At 36.3% G+C, this 24,096-nt stretch carries 17 protein-coding genes; 4 read left to right on the plus strand and 13 right to left on the minus strand.

Features of this window, described 5'->3' with window-relative positions:
• The first annotated feature begins 177 nt into the window (after positions 1-177).
• From B9Y84_RS08915 to B9Y84_RS08930, 4 genes are all read left to right on the plus strand, one after another.
• A complete protein-coding gene (locus B9Y84_RS08915) occupies positions 178-2,817 on the plus strand; it encodes an AsmA family protein (protein ID WP_085516737.1) in 2,640 nt (879 codons plus the stop codon).
• A 283-nt stretch (positions 2,818-3,100) separates the two neighbouring features.
• Positions 3,101-4,729, plus strand: coding sequence for an L-glutamate gamma-semialdehyde dehydrogenase (pruA, locus tag B9Y84_RS08920; RefSeq protein ID WP_085516738.1), 1,629 nt, complete (start codon positions 3,101-3,103; stop codon positions 4,727-4,729).
• A gap of 206 nt (positions 4,730-4,935) precedes the next feature.
• The gene (locus B9Y84_RS08925; RefSeq protein ID WP_085516739.1) at positions 4,936-6,264 is read left to right on the plus strand and encodes a M16 family metallopeptidase; all 1,329 of its coding nucleotides are present in this window, start codon (positions 4,936-4,938) and stop codon (positions 6,262-6,264) included.
• Between the two features lie 27 nt (positions 6,265-6,291).
• Positions 6,292-8,328 (plus strand): M16 family metallopeptidase, encoded by a 2,037-nt coding sequence (locus B9Y84_RS08930; protein ID WP_085516740.1) that lies wholly within the window; start codon positions 6,292-6,294, stop codon positions 8,326-8,328.
• A 115-nt stretch (positions 8,329-8,443) separates the two neighbouring features.
• Here the strand turns inward: B9Y84_RS08930 and B9Y84_RS08935 are convergent, their stop codons facing one another.
• The 13 genes from B9Y84_RS08935 to B9Y84_RS08995 all read right to left on the minus strand — a co-directional run bounded on the left by B9Y84_RS08935 (position 8,444) and on the right by B9Y84_RS08995 (position 24,086).
• On the minus strand, positions 8,444-10,999 hold the full coding sequence (locus tag B9Y84_RS08935) for a phosphoenolpyruvate carboxylase (RefSeq protein ID WP_085516741.1): 2,556 nt from the start codon (positions 10,997-10,999) through the stop codon (positions 8,444-8,446).
• 421 nt (positions 11,000-11,420) lie between these two features.
• Positions 11,421-11,933, minus strand: coding sequence for a GNAT family N-acetyltransferase (locus B9Y84_RS08940; protein ID WP_085516742.1), 513 nt, complete (start codon positions 11,931-11,933; stop codon positions 11,421-11,423).
• A gap of 73 nt (positions 11,934-12,006) precedes the next feature.
• Positions 12,007-14,178 carry a TonB-dependent receptor gene (locus B9Y84_RS08945; protein WP_085516743.1) on the minus strand — a complete coding sequence of 724 codons (2,172 nt, stop codon included), beginning with the start codon at positions 14,176-14,178 and terminating at the stop codon, positions 12,007-12,009.
• A gap of 74 nt (positions 14,179-14,252) precedes the next feature.
• Positions 14,253-14,573 carry a hypothetical protein gene (locus B9Y84_RS08950; RefSeq protein WP_085516744.1) on the minus strand — a complete coding sequence of 107 codons (321 nt, stop codon included), beginning with the start codon at positions 14,571-14,573 and terminating at the stop codon, positions 14,253-14,255.
• Between the two features lie 71 nt (positions 14,574-14,644).
• Positions 14,645-15,334: an alpha/beta fold hydrolase gene (locus B9Y84_RS08955; RefSeq protein ID WP_085516745.1), complete on the minus strand. Its 690-nt coding sequence runs from the start codon at positions 15,332-15,334 to the stop codon at positions 14,645-14,647.
• 198 nt (positions 15,335-15,532) lie between these two features.
• Positions 15,533-16,252 carry a YdcF family protein gene (locus tag B9Y84_RS08960; protein WP_176223759.1) on the minus strand — a complete coding sequence of 240 codons (720 nt, stop codon included), beginning with the start codon at positions 16,250-16,252 and terminating at the stop codon, positions 15,533-15,535.
• Between the two features lie 57 nt (positions 16,253-16,309).
• Positions 16,310-16,786, minus strand: a complete 477-nt coding sequence (locus B9Y84_RS08965) for a GNAT family N-acetyltransferase (protein ID WP_085516747.1) — start codon at positions 16,784-16,786, stop codon at positions 16,310-16,312.
• Between the two features lie 145 nt (positions 16,787-16,931).
• On the minus strand, positions 16,932-17,594 hold the full coding sequence (locus B9Y84_RS08970; RefSeq protein WP_085516748.1) for a metallophosphoesterase: 663 nt from the start codon (positions 17,592-17,594) through the stop codon (positions 16,932-16,934).
• 239 nt (positions 17,595-17,833) lie between these two features.
• Positions 17,834-18,406 (minus strand): hypothetical protein, encoded by a 573-nt coding sequence (locus B9Y84_RS08975; protein WP_085516749.1) that lies wholly within the window; start codon positions 18,404-18,406, stop codon positions 17,834-17,836.
• 275 nt (positions 18,407-18,681) lie between these two features.
• Positions 18,682-20,817 (minus strand): prolyl oligopeptidase family serine peptidase, encoded by a 2,136-nt coding sequence (locus tag B9Y84_RS08980; RefSeq protein ID WP_085516750.1) that lies wholly within the window; start codon positions 20,815-20,817, stop codon positions 18,682-18,684.
• 110 nt (positions 20,818-20,927) lie between these two features.
• Positions 20,928-22,127 (minus strand): 6-bladed beta-propeller, encoded by a 1,200-nt coding sequence (locus tag B9Y84_RS08985; protein WP_085516751.1) that lies wholly within the window; start codon positions 22,125-22,127, stop codon positions 20,928-20,930.
• 30 nt (positions 22,128-22,157) lie between these two features.
• On the minus strand, positions 22,158-23,141 hold the full coding sequence (locus B9Y84_RS08990) for a DUF1028 domain-containing protein (protein WP_085516752.1): 984 nt from the start codon (positions 23,139-23,141) through the stop codon (positions 22,158-22,160).
• 6 nt (positions 23,142-23,147) lie between these two features.
• Positions 23,148-24,086, minus strand: coding sequence for a proline iminopeptidase-family hydrolase (locus B9Y84_RS08995; RefSeq protein ID WP_085516753.1), 939 nt, complete (start codon positions 24,084-24,086; stop codon positions 23,148-23,150).
• Positions 24,087-24,096: the final 10 nt, after the last annotated feature.

Raw genomic sequence — 24,096 nt, forward strand, 5'->3', positions numbered from 1 at the left:
TAAATTTCATTATGAACTCATGGATTTATCATTTGTTGGCAAAAAAACATTTGTTTATTGCATTAAGAAAGGATTATTGGAATTAAACCAATAATAATAATTTGATAAGTAGACCTTATTCTTTACCAATCGTATAATATTTATAAATTTACAGTAGAGTAAAAGCAAATTTAACTTATGAAAAAGCTATTAATCATCCTTAGCAGTATTATTGCACTTTTTGTTCTGACCATTATATTGGTCCCTGTTTTATTTAAAGACAGAATAGTTTCAGCAGTTCAAACGGAAATCGACAACTCCATTAATGCAAAAGTCACTTTTGATCCTTCTAAAATAAGCATTTCGCTTTTATCAAACTTCCCCGACTTAACCTTGGGAATTCGTGATTTCTCTATTACTGGAAAAGACACATTTGAAGGAGATACTCTTTTTTCGGCAAATGACTTTTCAGTTGAAATGGATATAGTAGCCATTATAAAAGGAGAACCTTTGAATATAAAAGGTATCATGCTCGATCAGCCTTTGATCAATATCTTGGTTTTGGAAGATGGTTCTGCAAACTATGACATTACCTATCCTTCTGATGAGGAAGAAACAGAAGAAGTCAGCACATCAGAAGAGGAATTTAAATTGGGCATTGACCACTGGGAAATCAAAAGTGGTAGGATCAACTATTATGATCAGATGAATGAAGTGGCAATTTCATTATTAGGTGTTGACCATACCGGAAATGGCGATTTCACACTCTCTGTTTTTGACATGGAAACGAAAACCTCTGCCAAAGATTTCTCTTTTGCTTATGGAGGTGATGTGTATGTTGCTCATAAGAGTCTACAAGCAGATTTGTTTTTAGGAATGGATATGGACAATATGAAATTCACATTTAAGGATGCTCAAACAACTTTAAATGATTTTCACTTAAATTTTGATGGGTATTTCGCCATGCCAACTGATGATTATGAAATGGATATTAACTTCGCCACCACTGATACACAATTCAAAAATATCCTATCATTAGTGCCCGGCATGTATGCCAGTGGTTTCGATGATTTGGAAACAAGAGGAGAATTTGATTTTTCAGGATTTGTAAAAGGGGTGTATAGTGATACGCGGATGCCTTCTTTTGCCATTGATTTAGTAGTAAGAGACGCTTTTGTAAAATCGGCTGATGTTCCCCTTCCTATAGAGAATATTGAGATGGAAATGCATGCTAAATCTCAATCAGGTGATTTGAAGGACGGATTTTTGGAGCTCAAAAATTTCGGATTAAGTATTGATAAAGATAGATTTACTGCTCAGGCAGTTGTCAACAACTTTGACTCTCCTGTTTGGGACTTAAGCATGCAAGGAGCTTTAAATTTGGATATCATCTCCAAAATCGAGCCATCTGAGGATTTCAAAATGGGCGGTATTATTACAGCCAATATTAACTCAAAAGGCTCTTACGCAGACGTAGAAAAAGAGGATTACAGTAAATTGCAAACCACAGGCGACCTTAAAATGCAGAATTTTTCATACGCTGAAAAAGATGCTCCTGATTTTATCATTTCTAATGCTGCTATGGATTTTAATCCTGAATCAATTAATCTCACAGTCTTAAAGGGAAATTACGGGAAAAGTGATTTCACCTTGAACGGTAGTTTAAGCAATTATATAGCTTATGCTTTGGATGACAGTGCAGTCATAAGAGGAAATATGAAACTAACCTCTACCCTCTTAGACCTCAATGAAATGATGGGGGTTTCAGAGGAGGAAGTTGCTGAAAGCACTGAAGACACTACAGCCATGGAGGTAGTCGTTATTCCTCAAAATATTGACTTTACATTTGATGCAACAGCTCAAACCATCAAATATGATAATTTCGAGATGAAAAATGCTTTAGGTCAAATACGTGTAAAAGATGGCATCTTAACGCTTGATCCAATGAAAGTAAATATGCTAGGTGGATCTATCAAAATGACAGGCCTGTACAACAGCCAAGATGAGTATGACCCAAAGTTTGATTTCCGATTAGATATTTCTCAGTTAAGCATTCCAGAAACTTTTAAAAATGTTCTAACTATTCAAAAATTCGTTCCTATTGCTGAGAAAATGGAAGGTAGATTCAGTACTGATTTCTCTGTCAGTGGATTATTGACGCAAGAAATGATGCCTAATCTGTCAACATTAAGCGGGGGTGGTCTTATTAAGATTATGAATGCGGCAGTTAAGGATTCAAAAGTAATCAGCGGAGTTACTTCTCTGTCGAAACTAGATAATACAAATGAGGTACAAATTAACGATGTCAAAGTTCAAGCTGAAATTAAAGACGGCAGATTATCCGTTAAACCATTTGATGTGAAAATGGGGAAATATAAAGCGACTATTGACGGAAGTACTGGTTTAGAGGGCGACATTGCTTATAACTTACAGATGAACGTACCAACAGGTAGTATGGGACAAGCTGCTAATTCTGCCATATCTAATCTGTTAGGTAGTAAAGTGGAAGCCGTTGGAAGTTCTGTTAACCTTAACTTTAATATTGGCGGTACTTATGATGATCCTAAAGTGAAGTTAGGAAAAACTACTACCGAAGGTGGAAGTTCTGTTACCTCTTCGGTAAAAGAACAAGTTACCGATAAACTAACTGAAGAGAAAGATAAGTTAAAAGCAGAAGCAGAACAAAAAGCGCAAGCCGCTAAAGATAGCGCAAAAGCAGAAATAGAAAGAAAGAAAAAGCAAGCAGAAGAAGAGGCTAAAAAGAAGGCCGAAGAAGAAAAGGAAAAGCTTAAAAATAAGGCTAAAAGTAAGCTGAAAGATATGTTTGGAGATGGATAACTCAAACAAATAACTCTTTAAAGAAAGCAGGAATCGAAATTCCTGCTTTTTTTGTTCCTATAAATTCTAATCAGACGGAGAAGCATGACCTTCTTTCAATAATGCAGAATTTTAAAGCGATTTGAAAAGGCTTTTCAAGTAAAAAAAACACATCTATCTAAACAAAATTTTTTAAAATCGTAAGCATGGAAAGAAGGTGGAAATTTCGTTGCAATTGGTAAGGCAAACTGAAATATTTACCTAATTTTAGACTTTTATTTTTCAAGTATAAATTATTCAAAATATGTCAACAGCAATTTATAAGGTACCCGTTCCAAAAAACGAACCTGTTAATAGTTATGCACCTGGAACTCCAGAGAGAACTTCTTTACAAGCCAAGCTGAAAGAATTAAGAGGGCAAGAAGTAGATGTTCCAATGTATATCGGTGCTGAAGAGGTAAGGACCGGAAAAACGCATCCATTAAGTCCTCCTCACGATCATCAACATAAATTAGGCCAATTTCATGAAGGAGATGGTAGCCATGTCGAACAAGCTATTAAAGCTGCATTAGCTGCTAAGCAGGAATGGGCTGATCTTCATTGGCAACAAAGAGCATCTGTTTTCTTGAAAGCCGCAGATTTAATTGCTGGACCTTACAGGGATAAAATCAACGCAGCCACAATGTTAGGGCAATCAAAAAATGCTTACCAAGCTGAAATTGATTCGGCATGCGAATTAGCTGATTTCCTTAGATTCAATGTGCAATACATGACTGAAATCTATGAAGAGCAGCCATTCTCTCCAGATGGAGTTTGGAACAAAATGGAATACAGACCGCTTGAAGGTTTTGTATTTGCCTTAACGCCTTTCAACTTTACAGCCATTGCTGGTAATTTACCATCAAGTGCAGCATTAATGGGTAATACGGTAGTATGGAAGCCTGCGTATTCTCAAATCTATTCTGCTAATGTGGTAATGGAAATATTTAAAGAAGCTGGAGTACCTGATGGGGTTATCAACTTAATTTATGTTGATGGTCCAACCACAGGAGACATCATTTTTAAACACCCGGAATTTGCAGGTATTCATTTTACAGGTAGTACAGGTGTATTCCAAAATATCTGGAAGTTGATAGGTGAAAATATTGAAAAGTATAAATCTTACCCTAGAATTGTGGGCGAGACGGGTGGAAAAGATTTCATTTTAGCTCATAAAACAGCTGATCCAAAGCAAGTAGCAACAGCGATTACTAGAGGTGCATTTGAGTTCCAAGGACAAAAATGTTCTGCTGCCTCAAGGGTATATATAGCTAATAATATCTGGGACGATGTTAAAGAAAACCTAGTAGCGGATATCAAAGATATCAAGATGGGTGGTCCGGAAGACTTCGATAACTTCTTCAATGCGGTAATTGATAAAAAAGCTTTTGATAAAATTAAAGGCTATATAGATGATGCAAAAGAAAGTAATGTTGCGGAAGTTATAGCTGGAGGCGAATGCGATGATTCAAAAGGATACTTCATTCAGCCAACAGTAATTGTAACAAAGGATCCGCAATATGTAACGATGCAAGAAGAAATATTTGGTCCGGTAGTAACTATTTATGTTTACGATGCTGAGAATTTCGAGGAGACTTTAACTTTAGTTGATGAAACATCTCCTTATGCACTTACTGGAGCAATATTTAGTAATGATCGTTATATTATAGAGCGTGCGACAAAACGTTTGAGTCAAGCTGCTGGTAACTTCTATGTAAATGATAAACCAACTGGAGCTGTTGTAAATCAAAATCCATTTGGTGGAGCAAGGAAATCCGGAACTAATGATAAAGCGGGATCTAAATTGAATTTATTGCGTTGGTGTTCGGCTAGAATGGTGAAAGAAACATTTGTTACGCCTACTGATTACAAATATCCATTTATGGGAGAATAAAATCTAGAAAACAGATTTAAGAATTGATTAGTTTTATTGCAAAGCCTTCGGAAGAAATTCCGAGGGCTTTTTTATTCGAAATTTCGTCCACTAAGACCTTTCCTACACTGCCTCAAAAATTTAACAATTGGCGAACAAATAGATGTAATATTTGTTTTATATTCGCAATTAAATTAAAAAATAATTCAATCTAAAACACTCAACTTATGATGAAAAGACTGATAATCGGGTCTTTGTGTTTATTGATGGCTTTTGGCTCAATAGCACAAAAAAAGGAAATCGAATTTACCGAATTCGATTTAGACAATGGAATGCATGTAATTTTACATCAGGATAATTCAACTCCAATTGTGGTAGTATCAGTAATGTACCATGTAGGGTCGAAAAATGAGAATCCTGAAAGGACAGGTTTTGCGCATTTCTTTGAGCATTTATTATTTGAAGGTTCAAAAAATATTGAAAGAGGTCAGTTTGATAAATACATAACCAATGCAGGTGGTGTCAATAATGCAAACACTTCTAGCGACAGAACCTATTATTATGAACTTTTACCTTCAAATCAATTGAAATTAGGATTATGGCTAGAGTCTGAAAGATTGATGCATGCGCAAATACAAGAAATTGGTGTAGAAACGCAGCGTGAAGTTGTTAAAGAAGAGAAAAGACAAAGATATGATAACCAGCCTTACGGTACTATCTTGCCGGAAATCATGAAAAGAGCTTATACCGAGCATCCTTACAGGTGGACGCCAATCGGTTCTTTAGATCACTTAAATGCGGCATCATTAGACGAGTTCGTAGAGTTTTACGAGACTTTCTATGTTCCTGAAAACGCTACATTGTCAATTGCTGGTGACATTGAGATAGAAGAGGCTAAAAAATTAATCGAAGATTATTTTGGACCAATCCCAAGAGGTGAACAAGAAATTCCTAGACCTGATATCGTGGAGCCTGAACAAAAAGAAGAAGTTCGTGATACTATTTATGATAACATTCAATTGCCTGCTGTAATTCAAGCATACCACATGCCAGCGCAAGGAACTGAAGATTCTTATGCTTTGGAAATGTTAAGTACTGCGCTTTCTGGCGGACAATCCGCTAGAATGTACAAATCGTTGGTTGATGAACAACAAAAAGCATTACAAGTAGCTGCTATCCCTTTTTCATCTGAAGACCCAGGATTGTACCTGCTTTTCGGATTACCAACCATAGGTGGAGATTTGAAAGAATTAGAAAATGCAATGGATGCAGAAATCCAAAAGGTACAAGAAGAACTTATTTCTGATCAGGAATTTGAAAAAATCAGAAACCAGAAGGAAAATGATTTTATTTCAGGTAACAGCACCATGGCGGGTATTGCCGAAAGTTTGGCTAACTACCATGTTTATTATGGAGATGCTGACTTAATCAATAAAGAGATTGAGCGATACATGAAAGTTACCAAAGAGGATATTAGAAGAGTTGCGAAAGAATACCTTACTGAGGATAATAGAGTGGTATTATATTACTTACCTAAATCTCAACAAAATCAATAATTCGTTTCACGAAATAATTTTAGAAAAATGATTAAGAAGATATATATAAGTTTCGTTTTCGCTTTGATGGCAAGTTTTGGATTTGCCCAGGTGGACAGAACAACTGCTCCGGAACCAACACCGGCAAAGGAAATCAATATAGGCGAACCTACCACTTTCACTTTGAAAAATGGATTGAAAGTATTTGTGGTAGAAAATCACAAACTACCTAGAGTAGCATTTTCATTGACATTTGACAGAGACCCTATTTTAGAGGGAGATCAAGCAGGTTATGTAAGCATGGCTGGTCAAATGTTGATGAAAGGAACAAAAAACCGCACAAAAGCAGAATTAGATCAAGATATTGACTTCATTGGGGCCAATATCAACACATATTCTACTGGAATGTATGCTACATCATTAACCAAGCATCAAGATAAATTGATGGAGTTGATGACAGATGTTTTATTTAACCCTGCATTTCCTGAGGATGAATTAGATAAATTAAAAAAACAGACTTTATCTGGTCTAGCGGCTTCAAAAGACGATCCTAATGCAATTGCTTCAAATGTGAGAGGCAAGTTGGTTTACGGGGATGATCATCCTTATGGGGAGTTTGAAACTGAAGAAACAGTAGAGAACATTACTTTAGAAGAAATCAAAGCGTATTACAGTAGCTATTTCAGACCTAATATCGGTTATTTGGCTATAGTTGGAGACATAACACCAAAAGAAGCAAAGAAACTCATCAAGAAAAATTTTGAGAAGTGGGAAAAAGGGGATGTTCCGACAAATGAATACGCAATGCCAACTCCACCGGAGGAAACCTTTGTTGCCTTAGTAGACAGAGAAGCTTCAGTTCAGTCCGTGATCAATGTGACTTACCCAGTTGAACTTACAATAGGTAGCGAGGATGTACTAACTGCTAGAGTTCTTAACCAGATTTTAGGTGGTGGTTTCTCTTCAAGATTGATGCAGAACCTAAGAGAAGATAACGCATTCACATATGGGGCAAGATCTTCCCTAAGCGCTGATGAATTTGTTGGAAGTTTTACCGCAAGTGCAAGTGTTAGAAATGAAGTAACGGATAGTGCTGTAAATGAATTTATGGCTGAACTTGCTATGATTAATGAAGAAGGTGTAACCCAAGACGAGCTGGACGCTGCAAAGGCATCTATCTCGGGTAGTTTCGCTCGTTCTTTGGAAAGCCCTCAAACAGTAGCTTCTTTTGCAATCAATACTGCACGATATAATTTACCGAAAGATTACTATGCCAACTACTTGAAAAATCTTGAGGCTGTAACATTGGAGGATGTTAAAGCTGCGGCACAGAAGTACATATTGCCAAACAATGCCAATATCTTGGTGGTAGGTAAAGGTGAAGATGTAGCTGAAAATTTATCACAATTTGGTGAAGTGAAATACTATAACCGAAAAGGTGAAGAGTATGATCCGAATGACAAAAGTGCAATGCCTGCCGGATTAACTGCTGAAAAAGTATTGGAAAAGTATTTTGAAGCATTAGGTGGAAAATCTAAAATAGAAGCAGTAAAATCTATGAAAACTTCTTACAGTGCCAGTGTTCAGGGCCAGAACATTAGCATAAATGAAGTGAAGGATAATACTAATTATAAGCAAGAAGTTGCAATGGGGCCGATGGTGATAAGTAAAGTTTTAGTAAATGATGAAGGCGTAAAAGTGTTTCAACAAGGTCAAGAAGTGCCTTTACCTGAACAAACAAAATCGGCTGTAAAAGCTGGTGCTAAGATTTTCCCAGAGCTATACTATTCAGAAATGGAAGCAACACTTGAACTGAAAAATGTGGAAGAAATCAATGGAAAGCCGGCTTATGGCGTATCAGTTACCATGCCTTCAGGTCAAAGCAGTACCTCATACTTCGATGCTGAATCAGGTTTGAAAGTGAAAACATCATCTGCTCAGGCAACTGAAGAAATTAAGAGTTATAAAGAAGTTGATGGAATTATGATTCCTGAGAAAAGAGCCATTAATCAAGGATTTCAAATGAACGCTGATTTGCAGTCTGCTGAAATCAATGTCGAAATTAAAGAGGATACTTTTCAGTAATCAGATCACTAGTTTTTAATAAAGGCCCGAATGAAGTATTGCTTTATTCGGGCCTTTTTTTATCGATTGAAAAACCGTAAAATCTACAATCACAAATCTGAAATATTTCAGATTTTTATGCTGCATTTCTTGCCGCATTCACAATCCCAAACATACTTCTCAATATCAGCTTTTTATAGATGTCTTCATTTTTGACACCCTGCCTTAATTTCTGGATTGCATATTGTTGGATAGTAATCAAAGGCAATACGATTTTCTCTCTGATGGCGATAGATGCCTGAGATACTGGCGCTTCATGTAATAGGCCCTTTCCACCACTTATGCCATCCAGCTCCTCTTTGCTGAGATCAAATTCTTTTTTCATTAATTGCCAAAACTGACCATATTCTTTATCCTTCTCAAGATAAGCAGTGGCAGGATAAAAAGATTTAGCAATGGATTGCATGGAGTTTCCTAAAAGAGTTCTGAAAAATAGAGACTCTGCATATAGTTGCTTGACATCCTTTCCTTTGCCCTGTTTTTTTAGTGTGCTAAGTGCAGTACCCACTCCGTAAAAACCTGGAATATTTTGTTTCATTTGAGCCCAAGCACCTACAAAAGGTATCGCTCTTAAATCTTCAAATTTTAACTCTCCTTTCTTCCCTCTGCTAGTGGGTCTACTTCCTACATTCGTGTCTCCAAAATATTTTAAAGGAGTCACATTACTTAAATAACTGGTGAATTTGTCGTGACTTTTAAAGTCTTTATACAGTTGATAAGCAGTTTCTGCCAACTGATCTAAGAGGCCTCGCTCTTTTTCAGCAAGCACTCTATTATCATCTGCAAATAAATGATTTTCTAAGCCTGCGGATAGCAGTTGCTCCATATTATAACGGCAAGACCCCACCTTTCCATAATTGGAGCTGATTGTTTGCCCCTGAATGGTCACCTGCACTTCCTCATCTTCTATTTTTGAGCCTAGCGAAGCATAAAAATCGTGCATATTACCACCTCCCCTAGCAGGTGGTCCTCCCCTTCCATCAAAGAAAATAACTTTAACTCCATACTCCCTCGAAATTTCGGTAAGTGCCTCTTTAGCTTGAAAAATTGACCAGTTAGCTCGTAAATAACCACCATCTTTAGTTCCATCAGAGAAGCCTACCATAATGGTTTGCTTATTGCCCCTACTCTTCACGTGCTCTCGATAAGCAGGTATTTCATATAATTGCTTCATTATGCCTGAAGCATTAGCCAAATCATCAATGGTTTCAAATAGAGGTACTACATCCAGTGTATTGAAGGCATTGGGAGTTAAATTAATCTTTGCCAACTGGAATACTTCCACTACATGAAGGGCCGATTGACAATTACTAATAATATAACGGTGACAAGCCCTGTTTCCATTTCTCTTTTTGACCTCTTCCAATGCATCAAAGCTCTTCAGCATTTCTTGATGAAATTCATCATAAATGCTAATTTCACTAGGCACGCTTTTCAAACCCAACAAGTGATTAATCTTGTCCTGCTCTTGCATTTTTTCATATTGCGCCACAATACTATTATCGTCTTGATTCGCCAAAATATCATCCCACAAGGCATCATGTTTACGGCTATCCTGTCGGATATCCATGATTGAAAAATGGAAGCCAAAGATTCTCACTTTAAGAATAAACTTCTCTAGAAGCTCTGAGAAGATTCCATTATGATCCGATTTAAGACACTCAAATGCTTCTCTTAATACTTCTATTAATTCTTCCGGATTATTAAAGCCTTTTGATTTTTCACCGTAAAGAGCATCATACACTTTTTGCTCAGCTTGTAGAATTTTATCCTCCACTCCTTTAAAAGTGAGCCTTCGTCTGATGGCACGTAAATCTCTGTAGTAACATTTTAAAATCGTTTCTCTAAGTCTATCTGCTACTTTAATAGTAATATCATGCGTTACAAAAGGATTGCCATCCCTATCACCACCAGGCCAGAACCCTACCGTTAATAAATCAGGGTTTACCCAATCTTCCCAGGGCTCATCTATTTCTTCAATTAAATCATACAAAACAGAAGGGATACTCTTATAAAACACATTTTCCAGATACCAACACAGACTCACGGCCTCATCATAAGGACTAGGTTTTTCCTTATTAATAAAAGGGGTCTTCCCTAATTGTAACATCAAAGAATTAATAGAAGCAAGATCATCTTTTCTAATGGCATTTTCCAAGTCAGTATTGATAGCTAGTACATTGCCAGGATAAAATTGAGTAGGGTGAGCGGTTAAAACAATTCGGACTGAAAAAGTCTTTAATTTTTCTTTCAGCTCCTCCATTTTGTTGGTATGCCTAACCCTTCCTATAAGTTCCTTTACGGAACCTTTTCCTTCTACATTAAATATTTTTTCAAAAGCTGCATCTTCAATAGAATCAAAAAGTAAAACTTGTCTTTCTACATACTGAATCAATTGAAACAATAGTTGATGAAGATGTTTTTCCTCTTTATCGCCCAAAATCTCTCGCTTAAATTGATCAACAATTTCTGCCGGGTCTTTACCACTTGCAAAACCTTGGGTGCTTAACTGCTCTAGTATTGGCAATAGTGTCCCTGTCCTATAAATATGGTCATAAGGCAGATCAAGAAAAAGACTGTTGTAAGCCGTATATCTAGTGGCTACTTCATCCTTATAATTCAATTTCTTCATAAGTTTCAATTTTTTTGGGTAATATTTGAAGGGGAATTTCTTCAAATCCTCTAATTTGCTACTTTAATATACTGAATTGAGACCAGTATGTTCATATTAATAATCATAAATAAAACACTAATTCATCAAAATCAGGCTGAATAAACTTTAAGATATTAGAGAAATATTCCAATGTAAAGCCTTTGGGTTTAGTAGATCTCTCAATTGAATCAGATATGATTTTTCCAGTTCCTGTGTAAGAGCACTAAGGAGAAAGTACGATAGCACCTTCAATACCATTCTTTCTGCTATTACTTTAACAATTCTATTTCATGCTTATTTACAGCCCAATGTTTAAAAAAAAGAGCAGCTTTCGCTCTATTCTTCAATCGAAACAAGTATGAATACACTGTGTGCTATTTTGTCTGGAAATTCTTTGATTTCATTCGGTTGACATCTGAAACAAACAAACAGGCGCTTTAGCATAATGAGCCGGTAGACTGCTGGTATCTTTCAAATTTACCATCCCTAAATAATCAAAGCCACATGAAGTATAATATTTTATCAACCCCTGATTTTCTCCTACTGTATCCAATCTAATAAATTGCTTTTCTTCTGATTTTGCAAAAATTTTAGACCATTCAATAATCTCCTTCACTATTTTTTGTCCTCTAAAGTCAGGATTCAGCGCAATCCTATGGAGATAAACTGAAGGATCTACATTACGATCCTCCCAAATCAAAGGATCTTGAAAAGTAGTTGCCCAAATACCAGCTATTTTTCCATTTATAATCAATTTCCACTGATGTTTATCAATGATCTCTTGGGTAATCATACTTATCGGTATATTCGGCCAAACTACTGATTCTTTTTTATACTGATATTCTCTCGCATCTTGGTAAAGATGTAGAATTTCATTGATGTCCTTCACAGTGCTGTTTTCTATCTGGTTCATAAGATTAAAATATAGTACTATCAGGTACGCCCTCTATTGACATTGTAATCTAGCATATTTGAATTGATGCATTCTAAAGCTTAATTTTAACACCCCCATTAATTACAAAACCATCAACAGGTGCATAAATATCCCGAAATTCAGGATCATTGATATCTCCAGTAACAATCGTATCAAAGGCTGTTTGCCGAGTATCTAAAAAATTCTCAAAATTTAAAAAAACCGAGAAATGATCTCCGATTGTCTTCTCAGTCATCAAACCTGTAATCCAATAAGCTTGTCCGGTTGCACCATCATTTAATTTCTGCGGACTGAAATAATAGGCTTCCAATCCTACCCAAAAATTCCCGTGCTTCTCATACATCAATACATTATTTAATCTGTTTTTGGCCACCAAGGGGAAGGTAGTTTTATCTCCATTGGAATAAGTATTCACATCTGAATAAGTATACCCTACAAAGAGCTTGAAATCATAATACGACCATTTCATATTGACCTCAGCTCCTTTGGTATCAATATATCCATCAAATTGCTGAAATTCGAAGGTACTTCCAAGGTTTCTCAACATGAGTGGATTTTCAATTTGAGTGTAAAAAAACAGTACATTACTTGAAAGTGTTAATTCATCAGTTACAGATTTCTTATAATTGATATCAAAATTAGCTCCAAGTGACCGTTCCGCATCGGTTAGATTAGTGTTAATGGGTTGAATGTTTCTAAACTGCCTTTTCTCTGCATCTTCAGAAAAAACAGTAGGCGTTTTATATCCCAAACCTCCACCTAGCCTAAAAGTAAGTTCCTCTTGTGGTTCAAACATTAAGGAAAGCCTTGGCAAAGGAAAAAATCCATATTCACTGTGATAATCAACCCTAAAACCAGTTTCTAAAGTCCAAATTTCAGTCATATTCCAGATATTTTGAGCAAATACCCCCAAGGTGTTATTCTCAAAATCCAATTCCTGATTAGGAGATCCCTCAACTTGATTAAATTGATCGGTCCAAAGGTTGACTCCTGTCACCCACTCTGATATTTCATTAAAATTAGAATAATTGACTTCACTGAAAGAAGAAATTTGTCTCCCTGAAAATGTAAAATCTGGCACCTCTATGGTTCTATCATAAAAATTAATGCTGTTTTTGATCTCTATTTGGGAATTTTCATCTGTTTGATGTGTGAAATTAAGTTGCGAAGAAAGCCTATCAGTTTCATTATTTTCAAAATAGGCATCCGTTACATCTTCTCCATTAACGAAATCCATGTTACCACCTAAACGGTCTTCAGTTACAACGTTTACGCCAAGATTCATTTCCGTTTCTTCATTGAAGTAAAGAAATAGGCGAGGATTTAAGGTAAAGCGATCAAACTTAGGAATAGCGGTGAGTCCAATATTAGCAGGATCATAAGCCGTTCCTTTATTATAGGAAGCAAAAATAGTGGTGCCTATTTTATCATTTCTTTTAGAGTAGAAACTACTTGCATCCAAGCCAAGTGCTGAAGTCCCGTTAAACATAAAACTTAATTCCTTCTCGTAATCAGGTTCTTTAGTGATGAGGTTGACAAGGCCAGCAATGGCCCCACCTCCATATAAAGTGGACGAAGAACCTTTGATCACCTCTACCTGCTTTAAATCCAAGGGTGCAATTTGCATCAAGCTTAATCCACCTGAAAATCCGGAATAGAGTGGTAGTCCGTCTCTCATTAGTTGAGTGTATTTCCCATCTAAGCCTTGAATCCTGATACTTGAATTATAACTGGTAGCAGAGGTTTGCTGGGTTTGAATACCTGTACTTTCGTTCAACAACATTCTTATATCTCCGGGTTTCATATTCCCCTTTTCGGCTAATTCCTCACCTGCTATTACTTCCACTCTTGTGGGGATATCTTCAATGGTTCTGCTACTTCGCGTAGAAGTAACCGTAACTTCCTCCATTTCCTCATGATCATGATGCATTGAAATGCTTAGAGGCAACAAATCATCTGTTAAAGGAAATGAATAAGATTTCTTTATCGTTTCGTAGCCTACGTAGCTGATTTGTAGTTGGTGCTTCCCATCGGGAATTCCAGTGACACTCACATTTCCATTTACATCGGTGACTTCTCCTTTTTCTAAGTTTGAAAAATAGACACTTGCCCCTACTATAGGTTCTGCAGTTTCTTCATCAAGAATAGTGGCTTTAAAAGTATTTTGTGAATAGGCATTTTGACTGCTCAAAAAAAGCAGTGTTCCCAATATATATTTTAACATTTTATTTAAGATTTAAGATTCCACTTGATAACACTTCCAGCAAATAGAGAAAGCGATAAAATAATCCAAAGTTCTTAAATCTGTTTGGGAGGTTTTAGTAAAGATGGTCTGTACATTTTAGACACACCCTGAAAACAGCTAGTACTAAAATCAGACTGTTCATGGAATTCACCATTGAAGTCTGAGAAATCCAAAGTAGTCACATTAAAACCTGTACAAGAACCACATGAATAAAAAGGTAAACAAGGTAATTCAGGCTTATCATTATCCACAGGCAAAGGCGTTTCATCCCTACATGATTCTATTTCTTCATGACAAGTATCCTGTTCTGCACGACAAGGTGCGGCAGATAGGCACAAAATTAAAATGGAAAGAAAAATAGTAATCACTTTCATAATGTAAATATAGCCTTTCGATTTTCAAATGCCACTCTTTCAGAATTTGAAAACATTATAAATACTATTAATTAAGGAAAGAAATCGAGAACAGACTGTTCCAATAACTTAGGATCAAGCTTCTCAATTGGATGAGGGCAGCTTGATAAAAGCTTCATTTCTCCCTTTAAAAGAACACTGTAAAAAGCCTTGGTCTCTTCTAAACTTACCATATGATCTTGATCTCCCAAGCACAATTTAATGGGCAAATCTATAGTGGAAATATTTTCCGTAGTCAAAATGGGACTTACACCCAGCCCTTTCATCATATGAGCAGTTTGCCTACACAGATGATCCCAATTTTTACCATGAAGAGATTTTAAATGATCAGCAAATTGCGGGACTTTCTCCTGAATTTTTTCAGGATTTAACATTTTACTTTCTTTTTCAGATTGTTCAGGTTTCCAATCCAACTTGGTGCCTAACGTCATTATTTTCTGAAATTGCTCAGGATGTTTCAACGCCAAAGAAAGCGCAACATAGCCTCCCATACTAAACCCAAATACATTAGCAGAGTGGATATTCTCTTTTTGCAAGATATTTTCAAAATCCGTAATCAAATCTTGCATTCGAAATTTAGAATCTGCAGCTGATCTGCTACCATGCCATTTCAAATCAGGAATAATCAAATTAAAATTTTTAGATAATAAAGGTTTTAAATTTTCAAATGATTGTGAACTTCCTAAAGCACCATGTAAAAGGATAAGGTTTGGTTTTTGCATCTTCTTATTTTTTCAATTTTTACTTTATAAAGCTAATTGCATGGATGAAGCTTGTTAGCTTTCTAAGCATTTAATTTGGAAAATAATATCGTTTTCTTCATTAATCTCCAAAAAACCAAATAGGTTATTTTAAAAGTACTGATTCGAAATAGTAGCCCAGAGCGACTTTATGATTTTAAAAAATTTCGATATTTCAGCTTATAAATATCCCGCCAACCAATAAGCAGAATAACCCATCCATTCTTTAAATAAGATTGTCCATTTCAGTAGCGCTTCGTAAGAAGGCAGGAACATAGAGAGGCTTATCAATTCATCATTGGTAAAGTAAACAGCAGGATATGCTACCACATTAAAATCTTCTTTTGCAAAACAACCCATTGCTCTTGGCATATGGGAAGCACTGGTGATCAACAGTATTTTCCTTTGTTTGCTAATAAAGTCACTTGCAAAGCGAGCACTTTCCACTGTGTTTCTCGATTGATCTTCAATGATCACTTTCTCAATTGGAAAATTAATAGATTCCAGATACGACAATAGCACTCGAGATTCCTGTAAATCTTTTCTTAAGGCTGTTGCTCCCCCACCTGAAATATATAGTGTATCAATTATTCCTTGCTCAAATAGCATCATAGATTGCAACAGCCGATCTGCATTCTGATTAAAATAAACTCGATCTTTTGGTTCCTTTAAGGTATTGGTCATACCTGTTAAAAGTACACCGTAAGTATAGTTTTGAGCTTTAATTTTACCAAGATTAGCGGGTTCGGTCTGCCATGCTTTCAAAAAGGAATTTGCTAAAAAATCGTTTGTAAAGACGATAAAACAGACAAAACCCAAAAGTGCTAAGTATTTTCGGAACTTCCATTTACGAAAAATAAAGTATGCTAACCATATCAAGCCGATTAAAGTAGCCGGCATAAGAAGATAACTTATGGTTTTAGATAGAATGAAGAACATCGAATAGAAATCAAATTACTATGACTGATAAATCTCTTTATACTGATCCTGTTTTACTGTACAATTAATCCAGCCTTCATCTAAGTCAGCTCCAATGGCCTTATAAAATTCGATAGAAGGCTCATTCCAATCCAGAACTTGCCAAGTGCACAATCTGCAACTTTGTTCATCAGCTTCTTGCAAAATGGCATTTAATAATTTTCTACCGTAGCCATTTCCTCTCTCGGATTCGGTTACGATCAAATCCTCCAAATAAAGTACTTTCCCATTCCATGTAGAATATCGGAAATAATACAAGGCTATTCCCACAATCTCTTTTTCTGTTTCTGCTACAAATAAGCCATAGGCAGGGTTTTCACCGAAACCGTCCTTGGTGAGTTCTTCTACATCTATCACCACTGCATTCGGCTCGCGTTCATAAACTGCCAGTTCTTGGATTAACTCTAAAGTTCTTGGAATATCTTTTTCTGTTGCTCTTCTGATTTTTACGTTCATAAAGATAAAAATAAAAGCAAAGTCGATAAGGCGCAAAGATTTTACAGAAAAATAAAAATGACCTAGTTAAAAAAGAAAGATAAGCATCAGTCGAAACTTCAACTATTACAATTACTTTTACTAATGAACTCAGAAGGTAGGAAAATCAATCTATGTTCTCTTGAAAATGGAGTTCCCTGCTATCTAAATTAAAGCAGCATAAATTGCCTTCATTTTTCTCTCCAGCTTTATAGCATCCATTATCGATATCCAAGACTCGATCTTTGTCAAGATTATCTCGCATCGCTAATATCAACTGTTTTGGTAAAATATTATGACCATGGACAATTATACGATCACCCAATCTGTCATAATCTATATCACCGTACCAATCATTGATCCAAAGCATATTTTCATTTTTCTTCAAAATATCATCCTCATGAAAATCTAAACCTGCGTGCACTAAGATGTATTCCTCGGAAGTATGAAAGTATTCTAAATTTTTAATCCATTGCTTATATTCTTCTTCCAATTCAGTAAAATGACTAATTCCAAAGCTTGCATGTAAGGAGTCATCTCCTCCAGAAAAGTCTTTGACCTTAGAAGAATCAAATAACATATCCTCATGATTGCCTTTGGAAAATTTAACCTGATAATCGCCTTTTTCTAATTGCATTAAAAAATCAATAACCTGTTTGCTATTACCTCCTCTATTGATAAAATCACCAGAAAAAAATAACTGATCTTCTTTGTTGAAACCTACTACATCGAGTAATTCTCTTAAAGTATAAAAACATCCATGAATATCACTGATTGCATATCTTGCCATTGATCCTATTGTTTTAAGTCCTAATAAAGATCCGGTTAGAATTCATCTCATATTTTCTTTCGAATTCCGGGTTTTCAATCCTATCTCTGTATTTTCTTACTACTAATTTAACTTCTTGGATAAACTATTGCTACAGACCGGCGAGTATTGTCAATGTTGGGATAATAAAAGCTATTACAAAAAAGTGGAAGATTATTTGATCTAGAACTCAAAGGAAGAATTAGATTGCTATCGTGTTTTTAGAATTCATTGGCTATCTGAATCATTTTCATATAATCGGGCACAAGCTCCTGCTTTAGTTCTTTTGCATCAATCTTACTGAGAAATAATTTTAGCTGCTGAACGGCCGCGATGCGATCTTCTAGCTCATCACTATCAATGCAGCCAATTAAATCAATGCAAGCGTCATACTTAATCGCACTGCTGCTGGGCTGAAGCTCCACCCCAGCTATTAAGGATTGTAAGCTTACTTTTTGACCGTGACTATCACGCAAAAAATTCGATAAGTCTAAAACTAGGTTCTCCAACGAGTTAGTCTTAAAACGAGGTAAATGTTCGCGAATAATACTAGCTGCCTTTTTCTTTGCAAAGCGTGTATCTATGCCCGGGGGTTTGTCAAAATAGCCCACTAATAACCCCATAACCAAATGAAAAGGATTCAGGCTGACTTGCTCTTTCTTGTCGAATTTAGCTTTTTCTTCTTCACTCAAAAAATATGGGAGACTGAAGTCTTGCTCAGCATTTAAGCGATCCCCTATTTCAGAATTATGATTAAAATGCTTCCAAATCACGGCATATTTTTCTGAATTCATATACTTTATATTTGAGCGAATTGATTACAAATGCAAAACTGCAAGCTTTTATTAGTTTTAGCAAAAAAATAGTTTGTCGTTATTGTGAGTAAAACTAAGCAATGTAGCTTTTCCCATCTTGTAACTTAATAGCTGTAGCTTTTCGGAATTTGTAATTCCGAAAGCACTATCATTGGATTTTCAATCCTAATAAAAAAAAGACTCCAACTTCCGATAATATCAGAAATTAGAGTCTTCACCTCATTTATTCAATCTCTTATTCAGATTACAAAAATCTACATTTCCTCATTCATGGGAATCAAACCCATATTGTACCAAGCGAATGCATACTTATCAGCTATACCATCAATGATTTTATCAGTTGGTTTACCAGCTCCGTGCCCTGCATTGGTTTCAATTCTAATTAAAACAGGACTTTCGCCCGCATGCTTTTCCTGCAATTCCGCTGCAAATTTGAATGAATGAGCCGGCACTACCCTATCGTCATGATCAGCTGTGGTGACCATGGTGGCTGGATATTTCACGCCTTCTTTTACATTATGAACCGGAGAGTAGCCTTTCAAATACTGAAACATCTCTTTGCTGTCCTCCGAAGTTCCGTAATCATAAGCCCAGCCTGCTCCTGCTGTAAAGGTGTGATATCTCAACATATCCATTACTCCCACAGCCGGAAATGCAACTTTCATCAAATCAGGACGCTGGGTCATGGTAGCTCCAACTAGTAATCCACCATTAGATCCACCTGAAATGGCCAGTTTATCAGAACTGGTATAGCCTTCAGCAATGAGATATTCAGCTGCCGCAATGAAATCATCGAATACATTTTGCTTTTGCATTTTTGTGCCGGCTTTATGCCATTCTTCTCCATATTCTCCTCCTCCTCTTAAATTCGGTTGTGCATAAATTCCTCCTTCTTCCAGCCAAACCAATCGGGCTACACTAAAGCTTGGACGCAAACTCACATTAAATCCGCCATAAGCATAAAGCTCCGTTGGGTTTTTACCATTTAATTCAATTCCTTTTTTATGGGTAATAAACATCGGGATTTTAGTACCATCCTTACTTTCATAAAATACTTGTTCTGTTTCATAATCTTCAGGATTGAAATCTATTTCTGGTTTCCAGTACAATTCAGAAGTTCCTGCTTCAATGTCATATTCAAAAATTGCAGAAGGATAAGTGAATGATGTAAAGCTATAATATAATTTTTCATCTTCTTTCTCAGCAGCAAACCCACCTGCAGAACCGATACCCGGCAATTCAACTTGACGAACTTTATTGCCTTCATAATCAAATTGATGGACTTCGGTTTTCACATCCACCATATAGTTTGCAAAAAGATAGCCACCTGCAGCCCCTACATTCAATACATTTTCGGTTTCCGGAATCACATCCTTATAATTTTCGGTAGAAGGATTATTGGCATCCACTTCTACCAATCTTTTATTGGGCGCATTTAAATTCGTTTCAATTAATAATCTATTGCCATCATTGTCCAATACAGAATGCTCGCTATCAAACCCTTCTGCTATTGGAACAATTGGATTACTCCTATCTGATAAGTCTTTCACATACAATTCATTACCACTAGTGCTTTCAGAGGCAGAAATAAATAAAAACTTTTCATCTTCACTCACATATCCACCAATGTATCTTCTTGGGGTTTGGCTTCCGCCAAATATCAGTTCATCTTCTGCTTGAGGAGTGTTTAGTTTATGATAATATAATTTATGCTCCTGAGTTTTAGCAGAAAGTTCACTTCCCTCTGGTTTGTCATAACTGCTGTAAAAAAAGCCTTCATTTCCTTTCCAGGAAACCCCACTAAATTTCACGTTTCGGATAGTGTCCTCCACTATGGATTTATCCTCTGCATTCATTACGATTACTTTTCTCCAGTCAGAACCTCCTTCAGAAATGGAATAAGCCAAAAGGCTTCCATCTTTAGTGAAAGAAGTACCTGCCAAGGAAGTTGTAGCATCATCAGAAAAAGTATTAGGATCAAGGAAAACGCTTTCCTCACCCTCTAATCCTTTTTTACGATATACTACCCACTGGTTTTGCAATCCATCATTTTTGTATGTATAATAATAATCACCATGCTTTCTTGGCGCACTTTCTTTGGCGTAATTCCAAAGCTCAGTCAATCTAGCTTCTATTTTATCTCTGAAAGGAATATTGTTCAAATAGCCGAAAGTCACTTCATTTTGTGCTTTCACCCATTCTGCTGTTTCTTCGGAGCGGTCATCTTCCAACCAACGATATGGATCAGGTACCTCAGTACCAAAATAATTATCTACTGTATCTACCATAGCTGTTTCAGGATAATCTTTAATTTCCATTTTTGATTTTTTTTCACCACTGCTGCATGCAATAACTACCAATGCAAGTGGAAAAGCCCATATTTTCTTCATGATAAAATTATTATTTTTATCTAAAATACGAGCTTTTCGGGAGAAAAACAGCGGATTTATAAAAGCGGTGGATGTTGGGGATAGAGGGGTCTTGCATTTTATTTAGTATTCTATTTAATACTTCTCATCTCACACTTCACAATCGCCAAATTATCCCCCTCTTCAAAGTTGTTAATTTTTGATAGTAGTCTTTGGTTCAGCTCACTTTTTGATGAAGTTTTAATGAGCGTCCCTCCCATATTTTCATTATAGGCTTCTAAGCTAAGGATGAAATAAATATGGTTGCCGTCCATTGCGATGGGTCTATGTGAATACCCGATTTTCTCTCCTGTATTCAGACCAAAAACATCATTACTGATCTCATCAAAAACACTTGATTCTCCAGTTTTAGGATTAATATATAAATGATAATCCTGCTCATTCTTTCTTACTGAAGCAAATAGTAGATTTTCTTCTAATAGAAAATTTCCTAGACCGTAGGCATATCCACTTTTGGCCATAGCCTGGCTAAATTCTCTAACATCCTGATATGAATTTTCAAAAAACTCGGCCGGAATATTATGTTGACCAAAATCAAGATATAAAGAATCATTTACCGCATCTTCACTCAATTCATAAACGTTCTGATTGTAAACCTGAAAGAAACTGGCAGGGCTCTTAGAGAAATTTCTAGGCTCTATAAAAAGCATAAATACCGCTTTTTTCTCTTCAAATGGGAGATAGCTTGATTCAACTTTCCCTTCGTTCTTATTCCAAATCTGCATTTGATAACCTTCAGTTCCAGCATAGAAATTCCCCCCATAAAGAAAATAATCTTCCCCATTTAAGCTTAAGAAACTGCCTACATTTTGCAATTTTTCATTTTGATATACCGATAACAAGCCCCCTTTTAAATTATAGGTTAAGATTTTCCCAGCCTGCCCGTCTAACAGCTCAATCTGACCTTTTTCATTAATGAAGAAATCATTTAGCTTTTGATATTGATTAGGCCCTTCACCTTTTGCTGATATCACTATCTCCTCTCCAGTTCTCATATCCTTTATTAAGAGATAATCTAACCCCCTTCCGCAATGCAAAACCAGTTTATTGTTGATGACACTAGATTTTATAAGATGATCAACTACCAGACTATCAGAAAAATAAATGACATCTTTCAACTTGAAATGATCGCTTACTTTTAAGGTTTGGGCTTTGTCTAAGTTGATTTTGATTGTTTCATCTTCTGATTTTTCTTTACTCTCATTGTTTGTACAAGAAATAAGAAATACACTAAAAATTGATAAAATAGTAATACTATTCACTAATTTCATAAAGGGATTTAATCTGGGTTAAATATAATTTTATTTCAATAATTTTTTTAATTCTTGATCCTCCACTTCCAACAAGCCAACCTTGGGCAATCTTTTAGTCAATTCTCGCCAATTAGCATCTTGCTTATAAATCTTTTGAAGCATTTTTACTGCCTGATCTGTTTTGCCGTCATTTGCTAAGGTTATGGCCGTCCAATATTGCATTTCAAGGTTTTCAGGGAACATTTCCATGGCCGAATTATATTGGTTCATTGCTTCTTGCATTTTACCCTTTTCCACAAAATAATCGCCTTGGTTCATGTGCTCATAGGCTCTATAAACTTTCACCAATCTGTTTAATTCCAGAACTGGGTTTTGATGATCATCTACTCTTAAATCTAATACTCTATCATTCCAAGGTTCATTTGAAGCTTCTGCTTTTACCACCAAAAGTGCAGCAGATTGCTTTCCTCTGATATCTCCGCCCTGAGCTTGTGCGGCATCCAATACTTTGACCATACGCTCTGCCAAAGCTAAATCACTGTGTTTTTTCCAAGCTTCTTCCATGGTAGGAACCACGGTATCGTTCAGCATCATATTGGCTTGTACTGAAAAGTTATCGCCATTGGCATGACCTGCTTCGTCTATACATTTCGCTCCTGTATGTGTGGCTACTCTTCCTTTGACATCTAAAATCGCGACTTGTCTGAAAGCTTTTCCATCGTCATTGTTCAACAAACTGTCCATTGCTTCTTGAGGACTTAATCCTGCTTTTAGCATGGCCAAGCCTCTTAAGCCAAATGATTTATTGGTGAAAGATTGTGTGGCCACAACCCCCACACCGGCTTCTCCCCAGGAAACAGCTGTTCCAACGCTGAACCAATGGCTCTGTACGGCTACGGCCATTTCACCAGTTTTGGCGTCTCTTGCTACAATAGAATAGGTATGGGCAAGAGGATCGTTAGGTCTATTAAGTTGAGCTAATGAATTGAAACTGAAAAAAGCAGCGCAAAGAATTATGAATAGTGGTCTCATGATTTTTTATTTTTGATTAGAAAGAAAGTCTTTTATGAATCGGTTATAATCTTCAGGGTTATCATTTAAAGTGGAATGACCGGATGCTGGCACGACTTCAAATCTTGAATTGGGCACTAAACTGTTAAAATACTTAATCGTTTCGGGTCTGGCTTCATCAAATTCTCCCGTTAAAAACAAAACTGGCACCTCAATTTCGGACAAGCTGGCTGTTCTATCAAAGTCTTTTAAAGTTCCCGTGCATCTAAATTCACTTGGCCCCCACATATAATTATAAATCACACTGTTTCCCGATACCTCCACTGTATCCATAGGATGAGATTTCTTTGATGTTCTCATTCCAAATTGACTCCAATAATAAGAGTTCGCTTTATCATATTCGGGAGTATCGTATTCACCGGTTTTATTAGCTTCAAGCACTATTTTTTGCAAACTATCAGGTAATTCAGTAACTAATGTATCCGCATCTGCTTCCCAACGCGGAGTTGAAATCAAAGGACTAGTGAGAATCAATCCTTCGATCCCTTCTGGATGATGCATATAATATTCCACCGCCAAGGCGCCACCCCATGATTGCCCTAGCAAATAAAAATCTTCTAGCTTTAAATGATCTACAACCGCCTTCACTTGATTGACAAAATGATCAACCGTCATGAGCGTGGTATCAGTATGATAATCTGATCTGCCACTGCCTAACTGATCAAATAGAATTACTTTTCTATCTTCATTTTGAGGGCTTAGCTTATAAAAATAACGATGTGTTCCACCCGGACCTCCATGTAAGGTCAAAATCGGAATACCATCTCCTTTGCCCATTACTTTATACCATAACTCACCTCCTTCCACTTGAATTTTACCTTCGTGAGCAGAAAGTTGATCCTCTGATTCTTTAGTTTGACAACTAAAAAATAAGAAAAGTGACAGAGCAGCTAAATAGATTTTCATGAAATAGTGA

This window comes from Marivirga sericea (genome assembly GCF_900177665.1).
Classification (GTDB): Bacteria; Bacteroidota; Bacteroidia; order Cytophagales; family Cyclobacteriaceae; genus Marivirga; species Marivirga sericea.

Coding starts and splice junctions, on each gene's coding strand:
- B9Y84_RS08955 (WP_085516745.1), bottom strand. CDS start 15,334: ATGCAAAAACCAAACCTTATCCTTTTACATGGTGCTTTAGGAAGTTCA.
- B9Y84_RS08930 (WP_085516740.1), top strand. CDS start 6,292: ATGATTAAGAAGATATATATAAGTTTCGTTTTCGCTTTGATGGCAAGT.
- B9Y84_RS08945 (WP_085516743.1), bottom strand. CDS start 14,178: ATGTTAAAATATATATTGGGAACACTGCTTTTTTTGAGCAGTCAAAAT.
- B9Y84_RS08940 (WP_085516742.1), bottom strand. CDS start 11,933: ATGAACCAGATAGAAAACAGCACTGTGAAGGACATCAATGAAATTCTA.
- B9Y84_RS08925 (WP_085516739.1), top strand. CDS start 4,936: ATGATGAAAAGACTGATAATCGGGTCTTTGTGTTTATTGATGGCTTTT.
- B9Y84_RS08975 (WP_085516749.1), bottom strand. CDS start 18,406: ATGAATTCAGAAAAATATGCCGTGATTTGGAAGCATTTTAATCATAAT.
- B9Y84_RS08995 (WP_085516753.1), bottom strand. CDS start 24,086: ATGAAAATCTATTTAGCTGCTCTGTCACTTTTCTTATTTTTTAGTTGT.
- B9Y84_RS08915 (WP_085516737.1), top strand. CDS start 178: ATGAAAAAGCTATTAATCATCCTTAGCAGTATTATTGCACTTTTTGTT.
- B9Y84_RS08950 (WP_085516744.1), bottom strand. CDS start 14,573: ATGAAAGTGATTACTATTTTTCTTTCCATTTTAATTTTGTGCCTATCT.
- B9Y84_RS08965 (WP_085516747.1), bottom strand. CDS start 16,786: ATGAACGTAAAAATCAGAAGAGCAACAGAAAAAGATATTCCAAGAACT.
- B9Y84_RS08960 (WP_176223759.1), bottom strand. CDS start 16,252: ATGCCGGCTACTTTAATCGGCTTGATATGGTTAGCATACTTTATTTTT.
- B9Y84_RS08990 (WP_085516752.1), bottom strand. CDS start 23,141: ATGAGACCACTATTCATAATTCTTTGCGCTGCTTTTTTCAGTTTCAAT.
- pruA (WP_085516738.1), top strand. CDS start 3,101: ATGTCAACAGCAATTTATAAGGTACCCGTTCCAAAAAACGAACCTGTT.
- B9Y84_RS08970 (WP_085516748.1), bottom strand. CDS start 17,594: ATGGCAAGATATGCAATCAGTGATATTCATGGATGTTTTTATACTTTA.
- B9Y84_RS08980 (WP_085516750.1), bottom strand. CDS start 20,817: ATGAAGAAAATATGGGCTTTTCCACTTGCATTGGTAGTTATTGCATGC.
- B9Y84_RS08935 (WP_085516741.1), bottom strand. CDS start 10,999: ATGAAGAAATTGAATTATAAGGATGAAGTAGCCACTAGATATACGGCT.
- B9Y84_RS08985 (WP_085516751.1), bottom strand. CDS start 22,127: ATGAAATTAGTGAATAGTATTACTATTTTATCAATTTTTAGTGTATTT.